Below are 18843 nucleotides of genomic sequence, written 5' to 3' on the forward strand. Positions count from 1 at the left end.
CAAACGCCCGGCAATGGCGATATTTACGACACCATCCGCTGTCTTTTTACCATCTCTGGCTTAGCCGCGGAACTCGCCACGACCGTTGTACTTGGCCTTGGCACCCAGTTGCTCTTCGATACGCAGCAATTGGTTGTACTTGGAAACGCGGTCGGAGCGGCACAGCGAACCCGTCTTGATCTGGCCAGCCGCAGTACCCACGGCCAGGTCGGCGATGGTCGAATCTTCGGTCTCACCGGAACGGTGGGAGATCACGGCGGTGTAACCGGCTGCCTTGGCCATCTGGATGGCTTCCAGGGTTTCGGTCAGGGTGCCGATCTGGTTGAACTTGATCAGGATGGAGTTGGCGATCTTCTTGTCGATGCCTTCCTTCAGGATCTTGGTGTTGGTCACGAACAAGTCGTCGCCGACCAGTTGAACCTTCTCGCCGATCTTGTCCGTCAGGATTTTCCAGCCAGCCCAGTCGGACTCGTCCAGGCCATCTTCGATCGAGATGATCGGATAGCGCTGGGTCAGGCCCGCCAGGTAGTCAGCGAAACCGGCGGCATCAAACACTTGGCCTTCGCCAGCCAGGTTGTACTTGCCATCTTCGTAGAACTCGCTGGCCGCGCAATCGAGGGCCAGGGTCACGTCGGTACCCAGCGTGTAGCCGGCGTTGGCCACGGCTTCGGCAATGGCGGCCAGGGCATCTTCGTTGGACGCCAGGTTCGGGGCGAAACCACCTTCATCACCCACTGCGGTGTTCAGGCCACGGGCCTTCAATACAGCTTTGAGGTGATGGAAAATTTCGGTGCCCATGCGCAGGCCTTCGGAGAACGACTTAGCGCCCACCGGCTGAACCATGAATTCCTGGATATCGACGTTGTTATCGGCATGCTCGCCACCGTTGATGATGTTCATCATCGGCACAGGCATGGAGTAAACGCCTGGCGTCCCGTTCAGGTTGGCAATGTGCGCATACAACGGCAGGTCCTGGTCCTGGGCGGCAGCCTTGGCGGCGGCCAGGGAGACGGCGAGGATTGCGTTGGCGCCCAGGCTGCCTTTGTTCTCGGTACCGTCCAGCGCGATCATCGCGTGGTCCAGTGCCTTCTGGTCAGCAGGATCCTTGCCCAGCAACAACTCGCGGATCGGGCCGTTGATATTGGCCACGGCCTTCAGCACACCCTTGCCCAGGTAGCGGCTCTTGTCGCCATCACGCAGCTCAAGTGCTTCACGCGAGCCGGTGGAGGCACCGGACGGCGCGCAGGCGCTGCCGATGATGCCGTTATCGAGAAGCACATCGGCTTCCACAGTGGGGTTGCCACGGGAGTCGAGAACTTCACGACCTTTGATGTCGACGATTTTTGCCATTGTTGTAAACACTCCAAAGTTGACGAAAACGACGCAGCTGAAGGAAAACTTTTATCGTCGGCAAGGATTGAGCAGCGGGCAGACTTGCAGACGATAAGGCCCCGGCCCGAGGGCCAGAGCGAAAATCGTGCGGTACTTTACCGGAGAATCGCGGGTTACGCGGTCTCTACCGTCGGAAAACTCTTCACCAGTTCATCCAACGCTTTGAGCTGGGCCAGGAATGGCTCCAGCTTGTCCAGGCGCAAGGCGCAAGGGCCGTCGCACTTGGCATTGTCCGGGTCCGGATGGGCCTCAAGGAACAGACCGGCCAGCCCCTGGCTCATGCCCGCCTTGGCCAGGTCGGTGACCTGGGCCCGGCGACCACCGGCGGAATCCGCACGACCGCCAGGCATTTGCAGCGCATGGGTCACATCGAAAAACACCGGATATTCGAACTGCTTCATGATCCCGAAGCCGAGCATGTCGACCACCAGGTTGTTGTAGCCGAAACTCGAACCACGTTCGCAGAGGATCAGTTGGTCATTCCCGGCTTCTTCGCATTTGCTCAGGATATGTTTCATTTCCTGGGGCGCGAGAAACTGAGCCTTCTTGATATTGATCACGGCACCGGTCTTGGCCATCGCCACGACCAGGTCCGTCTGACGCGACAGAAACGCCGGCAGCTGGATGATCTCGCAGACCTCGGCAACCACCGCCGCCTGGGCCGGCTCATGCACGTCGGTGATGATCGGCACGCCAAAGGCCTGCTTCACATCTTCGAAGATCCGCATGCCCTCTTCCAGGCCGGGGCCACGGTAAGAGGTCACGGAAGAGCGGTTGGCCTTGTCGAAACTGGCCTTGAACACATAGGGGATACCCAGTTTTTCGGTAACCCGCACATACTCTTCGCAGACCTGCATGGCCATATCACGGCTTTCCAGCACGTTCATGCCGCCGAACAGTACCATCGGCTTATCGTTGGCAATTTCAATATTGCCTACGCGGATGATCTTCTGCGCCATTACGATCACGCCTTCTTCTGATGTTGCGCCAGTGCTGCCTTGACGAAGCCGCTGAACAGCGGATGGCCGTCACGTGGCGTCGAGGTGAACTCGGGGTGGAACTGGCAAGCCACGAACCATGGGTGATCCGGCGCCTCGACCACTTCGACCAGCGCGCCGTCGCCGGAGCGGCCGGACACTTTCAGGCCCGCTTCGATCAACTGCGGCAGCAGATTGTTGTTCACTTCATAACGATGACGGTGACGCTCGACGATCACGTCCTTGGCATAGCAGTCGTGCACCAGGGAGCCGGCTTCCAGCTGGCAATCCTGCGCACCCAGGCGCATGGTGCCGCCCAGATCGGACGCTTCGGTACGGGTTTCGACCGCGCCAGTGGCATCTTCCCACTCGGTGATCAGACCCACGACCGGATGAGCGCTAGTGCGGTCGAACTCGGTGGAGTTGGCGTCTTTCCAGCCCAGCACGTTACGTGCGAACTCGATCACGGCCACTTGCATGCCCAGGCAGATACCCAGGTAAGGCACCTTGTTCTCGCGAGCGTACTGGACGGCGGTGATCTTGCCTTCCACGCCACGCAGGCCGAAGCCGCCAGGCACCAGGATCGCGTCGACACCGTCGAGCAGGCCAGTGCCCTGGTTCTCGATATCTTCGGAATCGATATAGCGCAGGTTGACCTTGGTACGGTTGGTAATGCCAGCATGGCTCATCGCTTCGATCAGCGACTTGTAGGCATCCAGCAGTTCCATGTACTTGCCGACCATGGCGATGGTGACTTCATGCTCGGGATTGAGCTTGGCGTCGACCACTTTTTCCCACTCGGACAGATCGGCACCGCCGCATTGCAGGCCGAAACGTTCGACGACGAAATCATCCAGACCCTGGGCGTGCAGCACGGCCGGGATCTTGTAGATGGTGTCGACGTCTTCCAGGGAAATCACCGCACGCTCTTCAACGTTGGTGAACAGCGCGATCTTGCGACGCGAAGACACATCCACCGGATGGTCGGAGCGGCAGATCAGGACGTCAGGCTGCAGGCCGATGGAGCGCAGCTCTTTCACCGAGTGCTGGGTCGGCTTGGTCTTGGTCTCGCCAGCAGTGGCGATGTACGGCACCAGCGTCAGGTGCATCAGCATCGCGCGCTTGGCGCCGACTTCGACACGCAACTGGCGGATGGCTTCGAGGAACGGTTGCGACTCAATGTCACCGACCGTGCCGCCGATCTCGACCATGGCCACGTCGGCATCGCCCGCGCCCTTGATAATCCGGCGCTTGATTTCGTCGGTGATATGCGGGATCACCTGGATGGTCGCACCCAGGTAGTCACCACGACGCTCCTTGCGCAATACGTGCTCGTAGACGCGGCCGGTGGTGAAGTTGTTGTTCTGGGTCATGGTCGTGCGGATAAACCGCTCGTAGTGGCCCAGGTCCAGGTCGGTTTCGGCGCCGTCGTGGGTGACGAACACTTCACCGTGCTGGAACGGGCTCATGGTGCCCGGATCGACGTTGATGTAGGGGTCCAGCTTGAGCATGGTGACCTTAAGTCCCCGCGCCTCCAGGATGGCTGCCAATGAAGCCGAGGCGATGCCCTTCCCCAATGAAGAAACAACACCGCCCGTGACGAAGATGTAGCGCGTCATGAAAAACCCTAGAAATCTGCGTTAAAGCGGTCAGTGCCGCCGGGGAAAGCGAAGGAAGGCCGAAGCCCCCGATCACCTGCATTAATCACAGTGCACCTTTCGAAAAACTGCTGCGTTGAAACAGACCGGAAGAGAAAAATCCCGGTGCGGTACGCGCTACACATTTTTAGAATCGCCCAGCAAAGACTGCTTGGTAATCGGCAACTCCTGCGATTCAGGCGAATCCACAGAAGTTGTATCAAGAAGGGAGCGTAGTCTACCGGAAAGCCCCTTTCAGCTCAAACCTTGATCGCTCTTTGGTAGCTGCCAATGCAAATTCCAGCTCGCGGGGCCGTCAGCATTGAGCCCAGGCAGGTTTGCCACCGCCACCAAATGTCCTTCCCGGTAGACCAGCGGCAATCTGCCACGCAGAAAAGGCGGTACTCCCTGCTCGTTGAGCAGCCGCTTGAGGTCTCGTCGACCGCGCCCCGGCAACTGCATCACCTCGCCGCCCTCACGATAGCGAACCTGCAGGACACAGGACGGACACTGGCCACTGATCGACAACGCGCCATTGCCTGGCAACACCAACGGTAGCTCGGGACGCGCCCACGTCAGTGCACTCAGCGACGGCTCTTGCCAACCCGCCGGGAGCCACCAGAGATGACCATCGGCCCGGTGTAACTGGCCGTCCGCCAGCGCCCAGAGCGGCGTTGCCGCTTCTGTGGCGTCGCGCAAGCTCTCCCAGCCGGCCCAGTGCTCGGCATCCGGCAGTCGCGTCAAGGGCGCCAACCAATGGCGCAGGGCATTACGCTGACGCGCCGGCGAGAGCGCGGCCAAGGGCGCAAGCGCCAATACTGGCAATCCGAGCCAGGGCTGCCGCGGGCTTGGCCGAGCGGTGGCCAGATCCAGCTCGGCCAAGTCATCGAGCAGTCCCTGGGCCTCGCGAAAATGCGCCGCACTCCGCACCATGGCGCCGACCGCCCTTGGCCAGCGAGCCGTCAGGCGAGGAAAAACCTCATGACGCAGATAGTTGCGGGACAGCTGCTGATCGCCATTGGTCGGATCCTCCACCCAACGCAAGCCATGATCGCGGGCATACCGTTCCAACTCGGCGCGTGACACCTCCAGCAAGGCCCGGACCAGATAGCCCGCCCCCAGTGGACGCTGCACCGGCATTGCCGCTGCCCCCCTGACACCCGCACCGCGCAGCAGGCGGAACAGCAGGGTTTCCGCCTGATCGTCCGCATGCTGAGCCGTGAGCAGCAATTCATTGCTGCCGACCACGGCCCCCAGTGCCCGATAACGAGCCTCACGCGCCGCGCCCTCGACACTGGCCTGCTCCGCCACGCTCACCCGAAGCACCTGCAAGGGCACGCCCAACTCATCGCAAATGGCCTGACAATGCATTGGCCAGGCGTCTGCCGCCGCTTGCAGTCCGTGGTGGACATGCAGGGCTTGCAGCGTGGGAAGGTCATGGGACGTCGCCAGATGGGCGAGCAGATGCAGCAGGACGGTGGAGTCGAGACCACCGGACAAGGCGATATACCAAGTACGAGCCTGGCGCCAGGGAGCGAGGGTGTGAAGCAGCCTGGCGGCTAGAACAGGGTCAGGCTTCATCGATCATAGAACCTGTGCAGGAGCGAGCTTATCGCTGAACATCGCGGGCAAGCTCGCTCCTACGGGAGACGGCTGTTAGAGACCGTAGCTCATCAGACGCTCGTAGCGACGCGCCAACAGCGCATCATGGTCGAGCTTCTTCAGCATCTTCAACTGCGAGCTGAGCTCCTGGCGGATCGACTCTGCCGCGGCAGCCGGATCACGGTGCGCACCGCCCAGCGGTTCGCCGATCACCTTGTCGACAATACCCAGGCCCTTCAGGCGCTCGGCGGTGATGCCCATGGCTTCGGCGGCATCCGGGGCTTTTTCGGCGGTCTTCCAGAGAATCGACGCGCAACCTTCCGGAGAGATAACCGCATAGGTGGAGTACTGCAGCATATTGAGCTGATCGCAGACACCAATGGCCAATGCACCGCCCGAACCGCCTTCACCAATAACGGTGGCGATAATCGGCGTCTTCAGACGCGACATGACACGCAGGTTCCAGGCGATGGCTTCGCTCTGGTTGCGCTCTTCGGCATCGATGCCCGGGTACGCGCCCGGGGTATCGATAAAGGTCAGGATCGGCATCTTGAAGCGTTCGGCCATCTCCATCAGGCGGCACGCCTTGCGGTAGCCCTCGGGACGGGGCATGCCGAAGTTGCGGCGAACCTTCTCACGCACTTCACGGCCTTTCTGGTGACCGATCACCATGACCGGCTGATCTTCCAGGCGCGCGATCCCACCCACGATGGCGGCATCGTCGGAGAAATGCCGGTCACCGTGCAATTCGTCGAATTCGGTGAAGATATGCTCGATGTAGTCGAGGGTGTAAGGGCGACGCGGATGGCGAGCCAGGCGGGCGATCTGCCAACTGGTCAGCTTGCCGAAGATATCCGCAGTCAGGGTGCTGCTCTTGTCTTGCAGGCGAGCGATTTCATCACCGATATTCAGCGAATTATCGTTACCGACCAAGCGCAGTTCTTCGATCTTGGCTTGCAGGTCAGCAATCGGCTGTTCGAAATCAAGAAAATTCGGGTTCATAGGCGTCCGTCTTGGGTCGACGGCCTAGCGGCCGGCCGGTTGATCTGTATCGCACCATACCTTACGGGATATGGCGCGTTCAGGTCGAGATTAAAAATTAGGGTCAAGGTCATGGCGAAATAATGGCTTCGCCAGCCTAACGGTATTGGAGGAAGACGTTGTCTCGCCCGAACTGGTCACGCAGGGCTTGAATCAAGCTGTCCGCCGGGTCGATTCGCCAGCCATCGCCAAACTGCAGCATGGCCTTGGCATCACTGCCGGTGTACTCCATCGTCACCGGACAGGCACCACGGTGCTGCTTGAGCAGGTCGCCCAGCCAGTTCAGACGCTCGCCCTTGAGCGCCTCGTCACGCACTTTCAGGCGCAGGCTTTCGGCAAGGTTGGTCCGCGCATCTTCCATGCTCATCACGCGCTTGACCCGCAAGCGCAGGCCACCGGAGAAATCATCGTTACTGACTTCGCCTTCGACCACCACCATCGCATCGGTCTGCAGCAGCGACTGCGCCGACTGAAAGGCATCGGCAAACAATGACGCTTCAATCCTCGCCGAACGGTCGTCCAGGGTGATGAAGCCCATCTTGTCGCCCTTCTTGTTCTTCATCACCCGCAGGTTGATGATCATCCCCGCCACCGTCTGCGTATCGCGCGCCGGCTTCAGGTCGATGATCCGCTGACGGGCAAAGCGACGGATCTCGCCCTCGTATTCGTCAATCGGGTGGCCAGTCAGGTACAGGCCCAGGGTTTCCTTCTCGCCCCGCAAGCGCTCTTTGAGCGTCAGCTCCTTGGCCTTGCGATGGTTGGCGTAGACATCGGCGTCTTCCTCGACAAACAACCCGCCAAATAGGTCGGCATGGCCGCTGTCATGGGTACGGGCCGTCTGCTCCGCCGCCTTGATCGCCTCTTCCATCGCCGCCAGCAGGACTGCACGGTTCTGGTCGATACTGGCCTGATAGGCCTTGGGCTCGTCATGGAAGTACGGGCCGAGACGGTCCAGCGCGCCACTGCGAATCAGGCCATCGAGGGTCCGCTTGTTGATGCGCTTGAGGTCGACCCGTGCACAGAAATCGAACAGATCCTTGAAGGGACCATCCTGGCGCGCCTCGGTAATGGCTTCCACCGGGCCTTCGCCGACGCCCTTGATCGCGCCCAGGCCATAGACGATACGGCCATCGTCGTTCACGGTGAACTTGAATTCGGAGGTATTCACGTCCGGCGAATCGAGGCGCAGCTTCATGGTCCGCACTTCCTCGATCAAGGTCACGACCTTGTCGGTGTTGTGCATATCCGCAGACAGTACTGCCGCCATAAAGGGCGCGGGGTAATGCGCCTTGAGCCAGGCGGTCTGGTAGGAGACCAGGCCATAGGCTGCCGAGTGGGACTTGTTGAAACCGTAACCGGCGAATTTTTCTACCAGGTCAAAGATGTTACCGGCCAGGTCGGCATCGATATTGTTGGTCGCGCAGCCCTCAATAAACCCGCCGCGCTGCTTGGCCATCTCCTCGGGCTTTTTCTTACCCATGGCCCGACGAAGCATGTCGGCACCACCCAGGGTGTAGCCGGCCATGACCTGGGCAATCTGCATCACCTGTTCCTGGTACAGGATAATGCCGTAGGTCGGTGCTAGTACGGGCTTGAGCCCGTCGTACTGATAATCCGAGTGCGGGTAGGCCAGTTCGGCACGCCCGTGCTTACGGTTGATAAAGTCATCCACCATGCCGGACTGCAGTGGCCCCGGTCGGAACAGGGCCACCAGTGCGATCAGGTCTTCCAGGCAGTCGGGCTTGAGCTTCTTGATCAGCTCCTTCATACCCCGCGACTCAAGCTGGAACACCGCGGTGGTCTCGGCTTTTTGCAGCAGGGAATAGGTCGGCTTGTCATCCAAGGGGATAAAGGCGATATCCAGCGGCGGCTCGTTGACCTTGGCGCGATCGCGGTTGATGGTCTTGAGCGCCCAGTCGATGATCGTCAGCGTCCGCAGCCCCAGGAAGTCGAACTTCACCAGCCCCGCCGCCTCGACATCATCCTTGTCGAACTGGGTGACCAGGCCATCACCCTCTTCATCGCAGTAGATCGGCGAGAAGTCGGTCAGCTTGGTCGGCGCAATCACCACGCCCCCGGCGTGCTTGCCGACGTTACGTACCACGCCCTCAAGCTTGCGTGCCATCTCCCAGATTTCCGCGGCCTCTTCATCGACCTTGATAAAGTCGCGAAGAATCTCTTCCTGCTCGTAGGCCTTTTCCAGGGTCATGCCGACTTCGAACGGAATCATCTTCGACAGCCGGTCGGCCAGCCCATAGGACTTGCCCTGCACCCGTGCGACGTCACGCACCACCGCCTTGGCCGCCATGGAACCGAAGGTAATGATCTGGCTGACCGCGTTACGGCCATACTTCTCGGCCACATAGTCGATGACCCGGTCACGGCCATCCATGCAGAAGTCGACGTCGAAGTCGGGCATCGATACCCGTTCCGGGTTCAGGAAACGTTCGAACAGCAGGTCATATTCCAGCGGGTCGAGGTCGGTGATCTTCTGCACATAGGCCACCAGCGAGCCGGCACCCGACCCCCGGCCAGGCCCCACCGGCACGCCGTTGTTCTTGGCCCACTGGATAAAGTCCATCACGATCAGGAAATAACCGGGGAAGCCCATCTGGATGATGATATCCAGCTCGAAATTCAGCCGATCGACATAGACCTGGCGCTTGGCTTCGTAATCCTGGGTAGTGTCACGCGGCAACAGAACCGCCAGGCGGTCCTCCAGGCCGTCGAACGAGACCTTGCGAAAGTACTCGTCGATGGTCATGCCATCGGGAATCGGGAAGTTGGGCAGGAAGTGCTTGCCCAGCTTCACTTCGATATTGCAGCGCTTGGCGATCTCGACCGTGTTGGCCAGGGCCTCGGGCAGGTCGCTGAAGAGCTCAGCCATCTCCTCGGCGCTTTTGAGGTACTGCTGGTCGCTGTAGTTTTTCGAGCGGCGCGGATCGTCGAGCGCCCGCCCTTCGCCGATGCAGACCCGCGTTTCATGGGCCTCGAAATCTTCGCGGCGGATAAACCGCACATCATTGGTCGCCACCAGCGGTGCGCCCAGCTTGTCGGCCAGGGCGACGGCGCCGTGCAACTGCTCTTCGTCGTTGGGACGACTGGTGCGCTGGACTTCCAGATAGAAACGCTCGGGGAACACGCTCATCCAGTAGCGCGTCAGCGCTTCGGCCTCCTCGGGATTGCCACTGATCAGCGCCTGGCCGATCTCGCCTTCCTTCGCCGCCGACAACATGATCACGCCGTCGCTGGCTTCAGCGACCCACTCGCGCTCGATGATGATCATGCCGTTACGCTGGCCGTCGATAAACCCGCGCGAGATCAGCTCAGTCAGGTTGCGATAACCCAGCGGATTCATCGCCAACAGGCTGATCCGGCTCAGCGGCGCATCGGGATCCTTATTCGCGAGCCACAGGTCGACACCGCAGATCGGCTTGATCCCCGCGCCCATGGTGGTTTTGTAGAACTTGACCAGCGCACACATGTTGTTCTGGTCGGTCACCGCCACGGCCGGCATATTCAAGCCCGCCAATGCCTTGACCAGCGGCTTGATCCGCACCAGGCCATCGACCAGGGAGTATTCAGTGTGCAGGCGCAAGTGAATGAATGAAGCCGGCATAGTGATCCTGTGTATAGGCGTGAAAACGACAAGGCCCGGATTGTACCGGGCCTTGATTAAAACATCAGCCGACTAACGCTTTTCCCGCGCCTCGAAGGCCAGGCGCACCGGGGCGAACGAGCGCCGGTGAATCGGGGTCGGTCCCAAGCGGGCCAAGGCTTCCAGATGCACGGGAGTGGGATAGCCCTTGTGCCCGCCAATCCCGTAGCCGGGATAGATCAATTCGAATTCAGCCATTTCCCGATCACGGCTGACCTTGGCCAGAATCGATGCCGCAGCGATCGCCGGCACCTTGCTATCACCCTTGACCACCGCCTCGGCCGGCATGGCCAGCTTAGGACAGCGATTGCCGTCGATCATTGCCAGTTTCGGGGTAATGCTCAGCCCTTCGACTGCGCGCTGCATAGCCAGCATGGTGGCGTGAAGAATATTCAGCTCATCGATTTCTTCCACCTCAGCGCGGGCGATACACCAGCTCAAGGCTTTCTCGCAAATCTCGTCGTAGAGCTTTTCACGGCGGGCTTCAGTCAGCTTCTTCGAGTCGTTCAGACCGAGAATCGGCCGAGTCGGGTCAAGAATCACCGCAGCAGTAACCACCGCGCCGCACAGCGGGCCACGCCCGACTTCATCGACCCCGGCCACCAGATCTTCAACCAGGGTGAAATCCAGGCCCATTTGCATCTTCGAAGCACTCACAAAGGTTTTCCAATCAAGCTCAAGACGGCGTCGGCCGCCTGATTCGAGGCATCCAGACGCAGGGTCCGGTGAATTTCGTCAAAACCGCGGGTCTGCTCCTCGCCACCACCGATCAGCGGTGACAGGGTCTGGGCCAGCGCCTCAGGGGTGGCATCGTCCTGCAGTAACTCAGGCACCAGCAAACGCTGCGCCAGCAAGTTGGGCAGAGAGATGTAAGGGCTTTTCACCAGGCGCTTGAGAATCCAGAACGTCAGGGGTGCCAGGCGATAGGCGACCACCATCGGCCGCTTGTACAGTAGCGCCTCCAGGGTCGCCGTCCCCGAGGCGATCAGGACCGCATCGCAGGCCGCCAATGCCCGGTGAGACTGGCCATCGAGCAGGGTCAGGGGCAAGTCGCGCCCGACCAGTAACTCTTCGAGCTGCGCCCGCCGCTGGGGGCTGGCGCACGGCATGACAAAGCGCACACCGGGCCGCAAGGCACGCAAGCGTTGCGCCGCATCGAGAAACAGCGCGCCGAGGCGGCCCACTTCCCCGCCGCGACTACCGGGCATCAAGGCGACCAGCGGTCCGTCAGGCAGGCCCAGCTCGGCACGCGCCGCGGCACGGTCCGCCTGCAGCGGTATGGTATCGGCCAGGGAATGCCCGACAAACCGCACCGGAACGCCTTTTTCCTGATAAAAACGCGCTTCGAAGGGAAACAGCGTCAGCATCAGGTCACAGCCTTCACGAATCTTCAGGACCCGCTTCTGACGCCAGGCCCAGACCGAGGGGCTGACGTAATGCACGGTCTTGATCCCGGCACGGCGCAGTTTGAGTTCGATATTCAGGGTGAAATCCGGCGCATCGATACCGATAAACACATCGGGTTTTTCAGCGATCAGTGTCTGGATCAGGCGTTTACGCCGCTTGAGCAACTCGGGCAGGCGCCCCAGCACCTCGACCAGCCCCATGACCGACAAACGTTCCATCGGAAAATAGGAGGTCAGGCCCTCGGCCTGCATCAACGGGCCACCGACCCCGATAAATTCGATATCGGCATGCTGCGCCTTGAGTGCGCGCATCAAACCGGAACCCAGAATATCGCCGGAGGCCTCGCCCGCGACCAGGGCAATACGCAATCTGGCCATGATTAGCGGGTAATGCCGCGAGTCGAAGACTGGATCGACTCACGAAAGACCGCGACCTCGGGATACTGGGCAGCCGGAGCCACCAGCTCGGCGAGCGCCTGCTCCACCGTCAGCCCCTGGCGATAGACCACCTTGTAGGCCCGACGCAAAGCGTGGATCGCCTCATCGGAGAAGCCACGACGGCGCATGCCTTCGAAATTCATGCTGCGGGCCTGGGCCGGATTGCCGAACACCGTGACATAGGCCGGAACATCCTTGCCAATCGCCGTACCCATGCCGGAAAAGCTGTGGGCGCCAATGTGGCAGAACTGATGAACCAGGGTAAAACCCGAGAGAATCGCCCAGTCATCGACATGGACATGCCCGGCCAACGCCGTGTTATTGACCAGGATGCAGTGATTGCCGATCACGCTGTCATGGCCGATATGGGCATAGGCCATGATCAGGTTGTGGTCGCCCAGCGTGGTCTCGGCACGATCCTGCACGGTGCCACGGTGAATCGTCACGCCTTCACGGATGACATTGTGGTCACCGATCACCAGGCGTGTTTCTTCGCCCTTGTACTTCAGATCCGGGGTGTCTTCGCCTACCGAGGAAAACTGGTAGATGCGGTTGTGCTTACCGATACGGGTCGGACCCTTGAGGATCACATGCGGCCCGATCACTGTTCCCTCGCCGATTTCCACACCTGCGCCGACAATCGACCAGGGGCCGACTTCGACGTCGTCGGCCAGAACGGCCGTCGGATCGATGATTGCGCGAGGGTCAATCAAACTCATAGTTTGCGTTCCGCGCAGATAATTTCAGCCGAGCAGACCGGCTTGCCGTCAACGGTAGCCTGGCACTCGAACTTCCAGATCTGACGCTTGCAGCTCAGGAACTTGGCTTCCAGGATCAACTGGTCGCCCGGCAGCACCGGCTGGCGGAAACGCAGTTTGTCGGAGCCGACAAAGTAGTAAAGGGTGCCATCGGCAGGCTTCGCGCCGAGCATCTTGAAACCCAGGATACCGGCGGCTTGCGCCATCGCTTCGATGATCAGCACGCCCGGCATGATCGGGTGCGCCGGGAAGTGGCCATTGAAGAATGGTTCGTTGATGCTGACATTCTTGTAGGCACGAATGCGCTGGCCCTCTACGTCCAGGTCCGTTACGCGATCCACCAACAGGAACGGGTAACGGTGAGGCAGGTATTCGCGAATCTCGTTGATGTCCATCATTTCGTGGGGAAGCCTGTAGTAAAGATTGGGGGCGCGGCTGACGCACGCCCCACTAGCAAATCAAGGAGGCAGTCTAGCGGCTGTGCACACTTGATATGGAAATGGTCTCAGCCATCAGATGAAGCATTACCGTCGGGGGTCACGTCGCCTACCCGCTTTTCCAGCTGTCGCAACCGGCGAGCGATGTCGTCGAGCTGGCGAATCCGTGCCGCACTCTTGCGCCACTCGGCCGCTGGCTGCATAGCTGTACCGGAAGAATAGGCCCCCGGCTCGGTAATCGAATGGGTGACCATGGTCATCCCGGTCAAAAACACGTTATCGCAAATTTCGATATGCCCCACCAGCCCTACACCGCCTGCAAGCATGCAGTGCTTGCCGATCTTGGTACTGCCGGAGATGCCGACGCACGCCGCCATGGCCGTGTGATCGCCAATCTGCACGTTGTGGGCAATCTGGATCTGATTGTCGAGCTTGACCCCGTTACCGATGATCGTATCGGCCAAGGCGCCACGGTCGATGGCGGTATTCACGCCAATCTCCACATCGTCGCCAATGGTCACGCCACCAATCTGCGCGATCTTCTGCCAGATGCCCTTCTCATTGGCAAAGCCGAAGCCTTCACCACCGAGTACCGCACCCGACTGAATAACCACCCGCTTGCCGATGCGAACATCGTGGTACAGGGTCACACGCGGGGCCAACCAGCCACCTTCGCCAATTTCGCTGCGCGCACCGACAAAGCAGTGGGCGCCCAGGGTGACACCCGCGCCAATCCGGGCCGCACTCTCGATCACCACAAAAGGACCGATGCTTGCACTTGGATCCACAACCGCATCAGCCGCAACGACTGCCGAGGGGTGAATACCGGCTACCGCCTTGGGTTTTGGATCGAAGAAGTGCGAAACACGCGCGTAGGCGGCATAAGGATCGGGCACGATCAACGCATCGCCCGCGAACAGGTCGGCATCGCCGGCCTTGAGCAGCACGACGCCCGCCTGACAATCAGCGAGAAACTTGCGGTACTGGGGATTTGCCAGGAAGCTCAACTGAGCTGGGCCAGCCTCCTGCAAGGTGGCTAGCCCAGTGATTTCTTTCTCCGCGGAGCCACGCAAGGTGGCACCGAGGAACTCGGCCAACTGGCCGAGTTTCAGGATCGCAGTCATGGCTTACTTCAGCTGATTCATGCGCTCGATAACCTGGCGAGTGATGTCGTACTGAGGTTTGACATCAATCACTGCACCGCGCTCGAAGACCAGGTCGAAAGCACCTTTCTTGATGACTTCTTCCACTGCGCTGTCCAGTTTCGGCTTGAGCTGCTTGAGCATTTCACGGTCGGCAACGGCTTTGGCTTCGTTCAGTTCCTTGGACTGGAACTGGAAGTCACGGGCTTTTTGCTTGAACTCGAGCTCAAGACGCTCGCGTTCACCCTGGGCCATCTTGTCGCCACCGCTGACCAGTCGATCCTGGATGCCCTTGGCACTGCTTTCCAGGGTTTTGAGCTTGGTCAGTTGCGGACCGAATTTTTTCTCGGCATCCACGGCGTATTTCTTCGCCGCATCGGATTCGAGCAGCGCCATCTGATAGTTCAGAACCGCGATTTTCATTTCGGCGAAGGCCGGGGTCGCTACCAGGACAGTCGCCAGGAGAACCAATTGAGTCAACTTACGCACGATGCACTCCTACAAAATCCGTTGTCGTTATCTAAGGTCAGGCTATTAGAAAGTCTGACCGAGGGAGAATTGGAACACCTGGGTATCGGCGTCGCTCGGTTCCTTGATCGGCATCGCCAGGCTGAAGCTCAACGGACCGAGTGCGGTAATCCAGGTCACACCCAGACCGACGGAGCTGGCCATATTGCTCAAGCTGATATCACAGTTCTGGGTGGTCGACTTGCAGTTGGTGTCGAACACGTTACCCACGTCCCAAAACACGGACGTGCGCAGCGAACGTTGGTCCTTGACGAAAGGCAGCGGGAACAGCAGCTCTACACCACCTTGAACCAGGACGTTACCGCCGAACGGCAGTGGATCCTGGTCCGGGTCGTAAGCAGTACCCGGGTTTTTACCTTTACTTGGCGTACTGCGTGGACCAAGGCTGCTGTCCTTGAAGCCGCGTACCGAGTTGAAACCACCAGCATAGTAGTTCTCGTAGAATGGCAGGCCTTTGGTATCGCCAAAGCCGTCGCCATAACCGAGTTCGGTGTGCATGCGCAGGGTGTATTTATCGGAAATCGGCTGGAACAGCTGACCACGGTAGTCGAGCTTGAAGAACGACAGGTCGCTACCCGGCGTGGTGGCTTCCAGAACCAGGCTCTGGGAATGACCACGGGTGGCCAGGACGCCCTTGTTCAGGGTCGACTCGGACCAACCGGCCGAAGCCTTGAAGTTCAGATAGCTGTCACCTTCACGGTTAACGAAGTCGAAAATCTCGTCGACGGTATAGACACCGGTCTTGATCTCGTCTTGTTGAGCGGTCAGGCCAAAGGTCAGACGCGCAGTCTCGCTGATCGGGTAACCGACGCTGACACCAGCACCCAGGCTGTCTACCGCATAGCTCGCCACATCAACGTCGAGGTCTTTGTAGTCGGTGGTGCGATAGAAGGCGTTGTAGCCCAGGCTCACGCCATCGGCGGTCCAGTAGGGGTCGACATAGCCGAAGTTGTAGCGGCTCTGGTATTCGCTGCGGGTCAAGCCAATGCTGACCTTGTTACCGGTACCGAGGAAGTTGTTCTGAGTGATCGAACCACCCAGGATCAGACCAGCACTCTGCGCAAAGCCGACGCTGGCGGTGATCGAACCCGACGCCTGCTCTTCCACGCTGTAGTTGACGTCAACCTGGTCATCGGTACCCGGTACTGCAGGAGTCTCGACGTTGACTTCCTTGAAGAAGCCCAGGCGCTCCAGACGGGTCTTGGACTGGTCGATCAGGTAAGTAGAAGCCCAGCCGCCTTCCATCTGGCGCATTTCACGGCGCAGCACTTCGTCCTCAGACTTGGTGTTGCCGCGGAAGTTGATGCGGTTCACGTAAGCACGCTTGCCCGGATCGACCACGAAAGTGATGTCGACGGTGTGATCATCGTCATGCGGGGTCGGTACGCCGTTGACGTTGGCAAAGGTATAACCTTCGTTACCCAGGCGGCGCGTGATCAGCTCGGAGGTGGTGGTCATCAGCTTGCGCGAGAAGACCTGGCCCGGCTGCACCAGCAACAAGGACTTGACCTGATCTTCGGGAACCTTGAGGTCACCGCTGAGCTTGATGTCACGGACCTTGTACTTCTCACCTTCGTTGACGTTGACGGTGATGTAGACGTGTTTCTTGTCCGGGGTGATGGATACCTGGGTCGAAGCGATATCCATGTTGATATAGCCACGGTCCAGATAGTAGGAGCGCAGACGCTCCAGGTCACCGGAGAGTTTTTCACGCGCATACTTGTCATCGTTCTTGAAGAACGACAACCAGTTGGAGGTCTTGAGTTCGAACAGACCGATCAGGTCTTCGTCCGGGAACACCGTGTTGCCCACCACGTTGATGTGCTGGATGGCGGCGACGGTGCCTTCGTTGATATTGACCTTGAGGCCGACACGGTTGCGCGGCTGCGGCACCACTTCGGTTTCGACGGTCGCCGAGTAGCGGCCCTGAGCCACGTACTGGCGCTGCAATTCGTTGCGCACGCCCTCGAGCGTGGCACGCTGGAAGATCTCGCCTTCGGCCAGGCCCGACTGTTTCAGGCCCTTCATCAGGTCTTCAGTCGAGATCGCCTTGTTGCCTTCGATTTCGATACTGGCGACCGAAGGTCGCTCGACCACAGTAATGACCAGGACGTTGCCATCGCGGCCCAGTTGGATGTCCTGAAAGAAGCCGGTCTTGAACAGGGCGCGGGTGGATTCCACCAGGCGCCGATCATCCGCTTCTTCACCCACGTTCAACGGTAACGCGCCAAACACGCTACCGGCGGAAACCCGCTGGAGGCCGTTGACACGGATATCGGAGATAGTGAAGGACTCGGCGTGAACTTCGGCGATCATCAGTACGGCGAGAACCGCAGTTAGCAGCAGACGTTTCATGAAGTCCTTTCTTATTCCAACTGGCAATAAACAAACTGCCGCAATATGCGGCAGGTTCGCAATTTTCGCGATGCGTTACAGACGACCCAGATCGTTGACCAGAGCAAGCAACATCACCCCAACCACCAAACTGATACCGATCTGCACCCCCCAACCTTGCACCCGATCCGACAAGGGACGACCACGCGCCCACTCGATCAGGTAGAACAGCAAATGCCCCCCATCCAATACCGGGATGGGCAGCAAATTCAGAACACCGAGGCTAATACTCAGATAAGCCAGGAAATTCAGGAAATCAGCAACACCCGACTGGGCCGAAGCGCCCGCCACTTTAGCAATGGTTATCGGTCCACTCAAGTTTTTTACCGAGAGCTCGCCGAACAACATTTTCTTCAGTGAATCCAGGGTCAGCACACTCATGGTCCAGGTGCGTCGAGCGCCTTCGCCAATTGCCTCCAAAGGCCCGAAACTGACCTCGCGCAGCATCTCGGGCGGCCACTCGACGCCCTTGACACCCGCGCCCAGATACCCGCTCGCCGCCTTGCCTTCCCCGCGACTGCCGAGGGTCAGGGGCACATCGATGCGGGCGCCGTCGCGCTCGACCTGCAGTACGACCTTGCCATCCGGACGACCACGGACCCAATCGACCACTTGCTGCCAGTCACCGACCGCCTCCCCGTCCAGTGCAAGCAGGCGATCGCCGGTCTTCAGCCCGGCAGCCTGGGCCGGGCCTTTCGGGTCCAGCTCGGCCAGCACCGGCGCCAGGGCCGGACGCCACGGGCGAATACCCAGGGAGCGAATCGGGTCCGGTTCATCGGCCCCCTTGAGCCACTGATCGAGCAGCAACTCACGCGCCGTATCAGCGGTTGCCCCTGGGGCCCGCACCAGCAACTGCACCGAACCGCTTTCACCCAGACGACGCACCAATTGCAGATTGACCGCCGCCCAGCCACTGGTCGGTTCGCCATCAATAGCAACAATTTCCTCACCCGCGCTCAAGCCGGCCTTGGCGGCAATGCTGCCAGCCTCTACCGCGCCGACTACCGGGCGAACCTGCTCGCTGCCCAGCATCGCCAGCACCCAGAAAAACACCAGGGCCAGCAGAAAGTTGGCAATCGGTCCTGCCGCGACAATGGCGATCCGCTGACGTACCGACTTGCGATTGAAGGATTGCTCGAGCTGATCGGCCGGCACCGCGCCTTCGCGCTCATCGAGCATTTTCACGTAGCCGCCCAGCGGGATGGCCGCGATCACGAACTCGGTACCGTACTTGTCATGCCAGCGCAGCAGCGGCATGCCGAAACCGACGGAAAACCGCAGAACCTTTACACCACAGCGGCGAGCAACCCAAAAGTGGCCAAATTCATGAAAAGTAACCAGCACGCCCAAGGCAATCAGGGTGCCGACAATCATATAGAGCGCACTCATTCACTTTCTCCGCAATCCTGTTCGTAGCGCCGTACCCGACGCCA

Annotated in this window: 14 protein-coding genes; all 14 read right to left on the bottom strand. The window is 60.0% G+C overall.

Annotation, left to right across the window (positions count from 1 at the left end; all coding sequences use genetic code 11):
* Positions 1-60 precede the first annotated feature (60 nt).
* The 14 genes from eno to rseP all read right to left on the bottom strand — a co-directional run bounded on the left by eno (position 61) and on the right by rseP (position 18799).
* Positions 61-1350, bottom strand: a complete 1290-nt coding sequence (gene eno, locus NPS46_RS15025; RefSeq protein ID WP_274108456.1) for a phosphopyruvate hydratase — start codon at positions 1348-1350, stop codon at positions 61-63.
* Positions 1351-1505: 155 nt separating this feature from the next.
* Positions 1506-2351: a 3-deoxy-8-phosphooctulonate synthase gene (kdsA, locus tag NPS46_RS15030; RefSeq protein WP_274108457.1), complete on the bottom strand. Its 846-nt coding sequence runs from the start codon at positions 2349-2351 to the stop codon at positions 1506-1508.
* Between the two features lie 5 nt (positions 2352-2356).
* On the bottom strand, positions 2357-3988 hold the full coding sequence (locus NPS46_RS15035) for a CTP synthase (protein WP_274108458.1): 1632 nt from the start codon (positions 3986-3988) through the stop codon (positions 2357-2359).
* A gap of 273 nt (positions 3989-4261) precedes the next feature.
* Positions 4262-5587, bottom strand: a complete 1326-nt coding sequence (gene tilS / locus NPS46_RS15040; RefSeq protein WP_274108459.1) for a tRNA lysidine(34) synthetase TilS — start codon at positions 5585-5587, stop codon at positions 4262-4264.
* 75 nt (positions 5588-5662) lie between these two features.
* Positions 5663-6610 (bottom strand): acetyl-CoA carboxylase carboxyltransferase subunit alpha, encoded by a 948-nt coding sequence (locus NPS46_RS15045; protein WP_274108460.1) that lies wholly within the window; start codon positions 6608-6610, stop codon positions 5663-5665.
* Between the two features lie 136 nt (positions 6611-6746).
* The gene (gene dnaE, locus NPS46_RS15050; protein ID WP_274108461.1) at positions 6747-10268 is read right to left on the bottom strand and encodes a DNA polymerase III subunit alpha; all 3522 of its coding nucleotides are present in this window, start codon (positions 10266-10268) and stop codon (positions 6747-6749) included.
* Positions 10269-10340: 72 nt separating this feature from the next.
* A complete protein-coding gene (gene rnhB / locus NPS46_RS15055; protein WP_274108549.1) occupies positions 10341-10949 on the bottom strand; it encodes a ribonuclease HII in 609 nt (202 codons plus the stop codon).
* A gap of 11 nt (positions 10950-10960) precedes the next feature.
* The gene (lpxB, locus tag NPS46_RS15060) at positions 10961-12091 is read right to left on the bottom strand and encodes a lipid-A-disaccharide synthase (RefSeq protein WP_425312742.1); all 1131 of its coding nucleotides are present in this window, start codon (positions 12089-12091) and stop codon (positions 10961-10963) included.
* Between the two features lie 2 nt (positions 12092-12093).
* The gene (gene lpxA / locus NPS46_RS15065) at positions 12094-12870 is read right to left on the bottom strand and encodes an acyl-ACP--UDP-N-acetylglucosamine O-acyltransferase (RefSeq protein ID WP_274108462.1); all 777 of its coding nucleotides are present in this window, start codon (positions 12868-12870) and stop codon (positions 12094-12096) included.
* The gene (fabZ, locus tag NPS46_RS15070) at positions 12867-13307 is read right to left on the bottom strand and encodes a 3-hydroxyacyl-ACP dehydratase FabZ (protein WP_274108463.1); all 441 of its coding nucleotides are present in this window, start codon (positions 13305-13307) and stop codon (positions 12867-12869) included. Before fabZ ends, lpxA begins: the two co-directional genes overlap by 4 nt.
* A 107-nt stretch (positions 13308-13414) precedes the next feature.
* Positions 13415-14470, bottom strand: a complete 1056-nt coding sequence (gene lpxD / locus NPS46_RS15075; RefSeq protein WP_274108464.1) for a UDP-3-O-(3-hydroxymyristoyl)glucosamine N-acyltransferase — start codon at positions 14468-14470, stop codon at positions 13415-13417.
* 3 nt (positions 14471-14473) lie between these two features.
* A complete protein-coding gene (locus NPS46_RS15080) occupies positions 14474-14977 on the bottom strand; it encodes an OmpH family outer membrane protein (RefSeq protein ID WP_019692093.1) in 504 nt (167 codons plus the stop codon).
* A gap of 45 nt (positions 14978-15022) precedes the next feature.
* A complete protein-coding gene (gene bamA, locus NPS46_RS15085; protein WP_274108465.1) occupies positions 15023-17371 on the bottom strand; it encodes an outer membrane protein assembly factor BamA in 2349 nt (782 codons plus the stop codon).
* Positions 17372-17446: 75 nt separating this feature from the next.
* Positions 17447-18799, bottom strand: coding sequence for a sigma E protease regulator RseP (gene rseP, locus NPS46_RS15090; RefSeq protein ID WP_274108466.1), 1353 nt, complete (start codon positions 18797-18799; stop codon positions 17447-17449).
* Between the last annotated feature and the right edge of the window lie 44 nt (positions 18800-18843).

This window comes from Pseudomonas putida, from assembly GCF_028682395.1.
Classification (GTDB): Bacteria; Pseudomonadota; Gammaproteobacteria; order Pseudomonadales; family Pseudomonadaceae; genus Aquipseudomonas; species Aquipseudomonas putida_AB.

What these genes read in the sequence shown, in the direction of transcription:
- eno (WP_274108456.1), bottom strand. Translation starts at nt 1,350, where the DNA reads ATGGCAAAAATCGTCGACATCAAAGGTCGTGAAGTTCTCGACTCCCGT.
- kdsA (WP_274108457.1), bottom strand. Translation starts at nt 2,351, where the DNA reads ATGGCGCAGAAGATCATCCGCGTAGGCAATATTGAAATTGCCAACGAT.
- NPS46_RS15035 (WP_274108458.1), bottom strand. Translation starts at nt 3,988, where the DNA reads ATGACGCGCTACATCTTCGTCACGGGCGGTGTTGTTTCTTCATTGGGG.
- tilS (WP_274108459.1), bottom strand. Translation starts at nt 5,587, where the DNA reads ATGAAGCCTGACCCTGTTCTAGCCGCCAGGCTGCTTCACACCCTCGCT.
- NPS46_RS15045 (WP_274108460.1), bottom strand. Translation starts at nt 6,610, where the DNA reads ATGAACCCGAATTTTCTTGATTTCGAACAGCCGATTGCTGACCTGCAA.
- dnaE (WP_274108461.1), bottom strand. Translation starts at nt 10,268, where the DNA reads ATGCCGGCTTCATTCATTCACTTGCGCCTGCACACTGAATACTCCCTG.
- rnhB (WP_274108549.1), bottom strand. Translation starts at nt 10,949, where the DNA reads ATGCAAATGGGCCTGGATTTCACCCTGGTTGAAGATCTGGTGGCCGGG.
- lpxB (WP_425312742.1), bottom strand. Translation starts at nt 12,091, where the DNA reads ATGGCCAGATTGCGTATTGCCCTGGTCGCGGGCGAGGCCTCCGGCGAT.
- lpxA (WP_274108462.1), bottom strand. Translation starts at nt 12,870, where the DNA reads ATGAGTTTGATTGACCCTCGCGCAATCATCGATCCGACGGCCGTTCTG.
- fabZ (WP_274108463.1), bottom strand. Translation starts at nt 13,307, where the DNA reads ATGATGGACATCAACGAGATTCGCGAATACCTGCCTCACCGTTACCCG.
- lpxD (WP_274108464.1), bottom strand. Translation starts at nt 14,470, where the DNA reads ATGACTGCGATCCTGAAACTCGGCCAGTTGGCCGAGTTCCTCGGTGCC.
- bamA (WP_274108465.1), bottom strand. Translation starts at nt 17,371, where the DNA reads ATGAAACGTCTGCTGCTAACTGCGGTTCTCGCCGTACTGATGATCGCC.
- rseP (WP_274108466.1), bottom strand. Translation starts at nt 18,799, where the DNA reads ATGAGTGCGCTCTATATGATTGTCGGCACCCTGATTGCCTTGGGCGTG.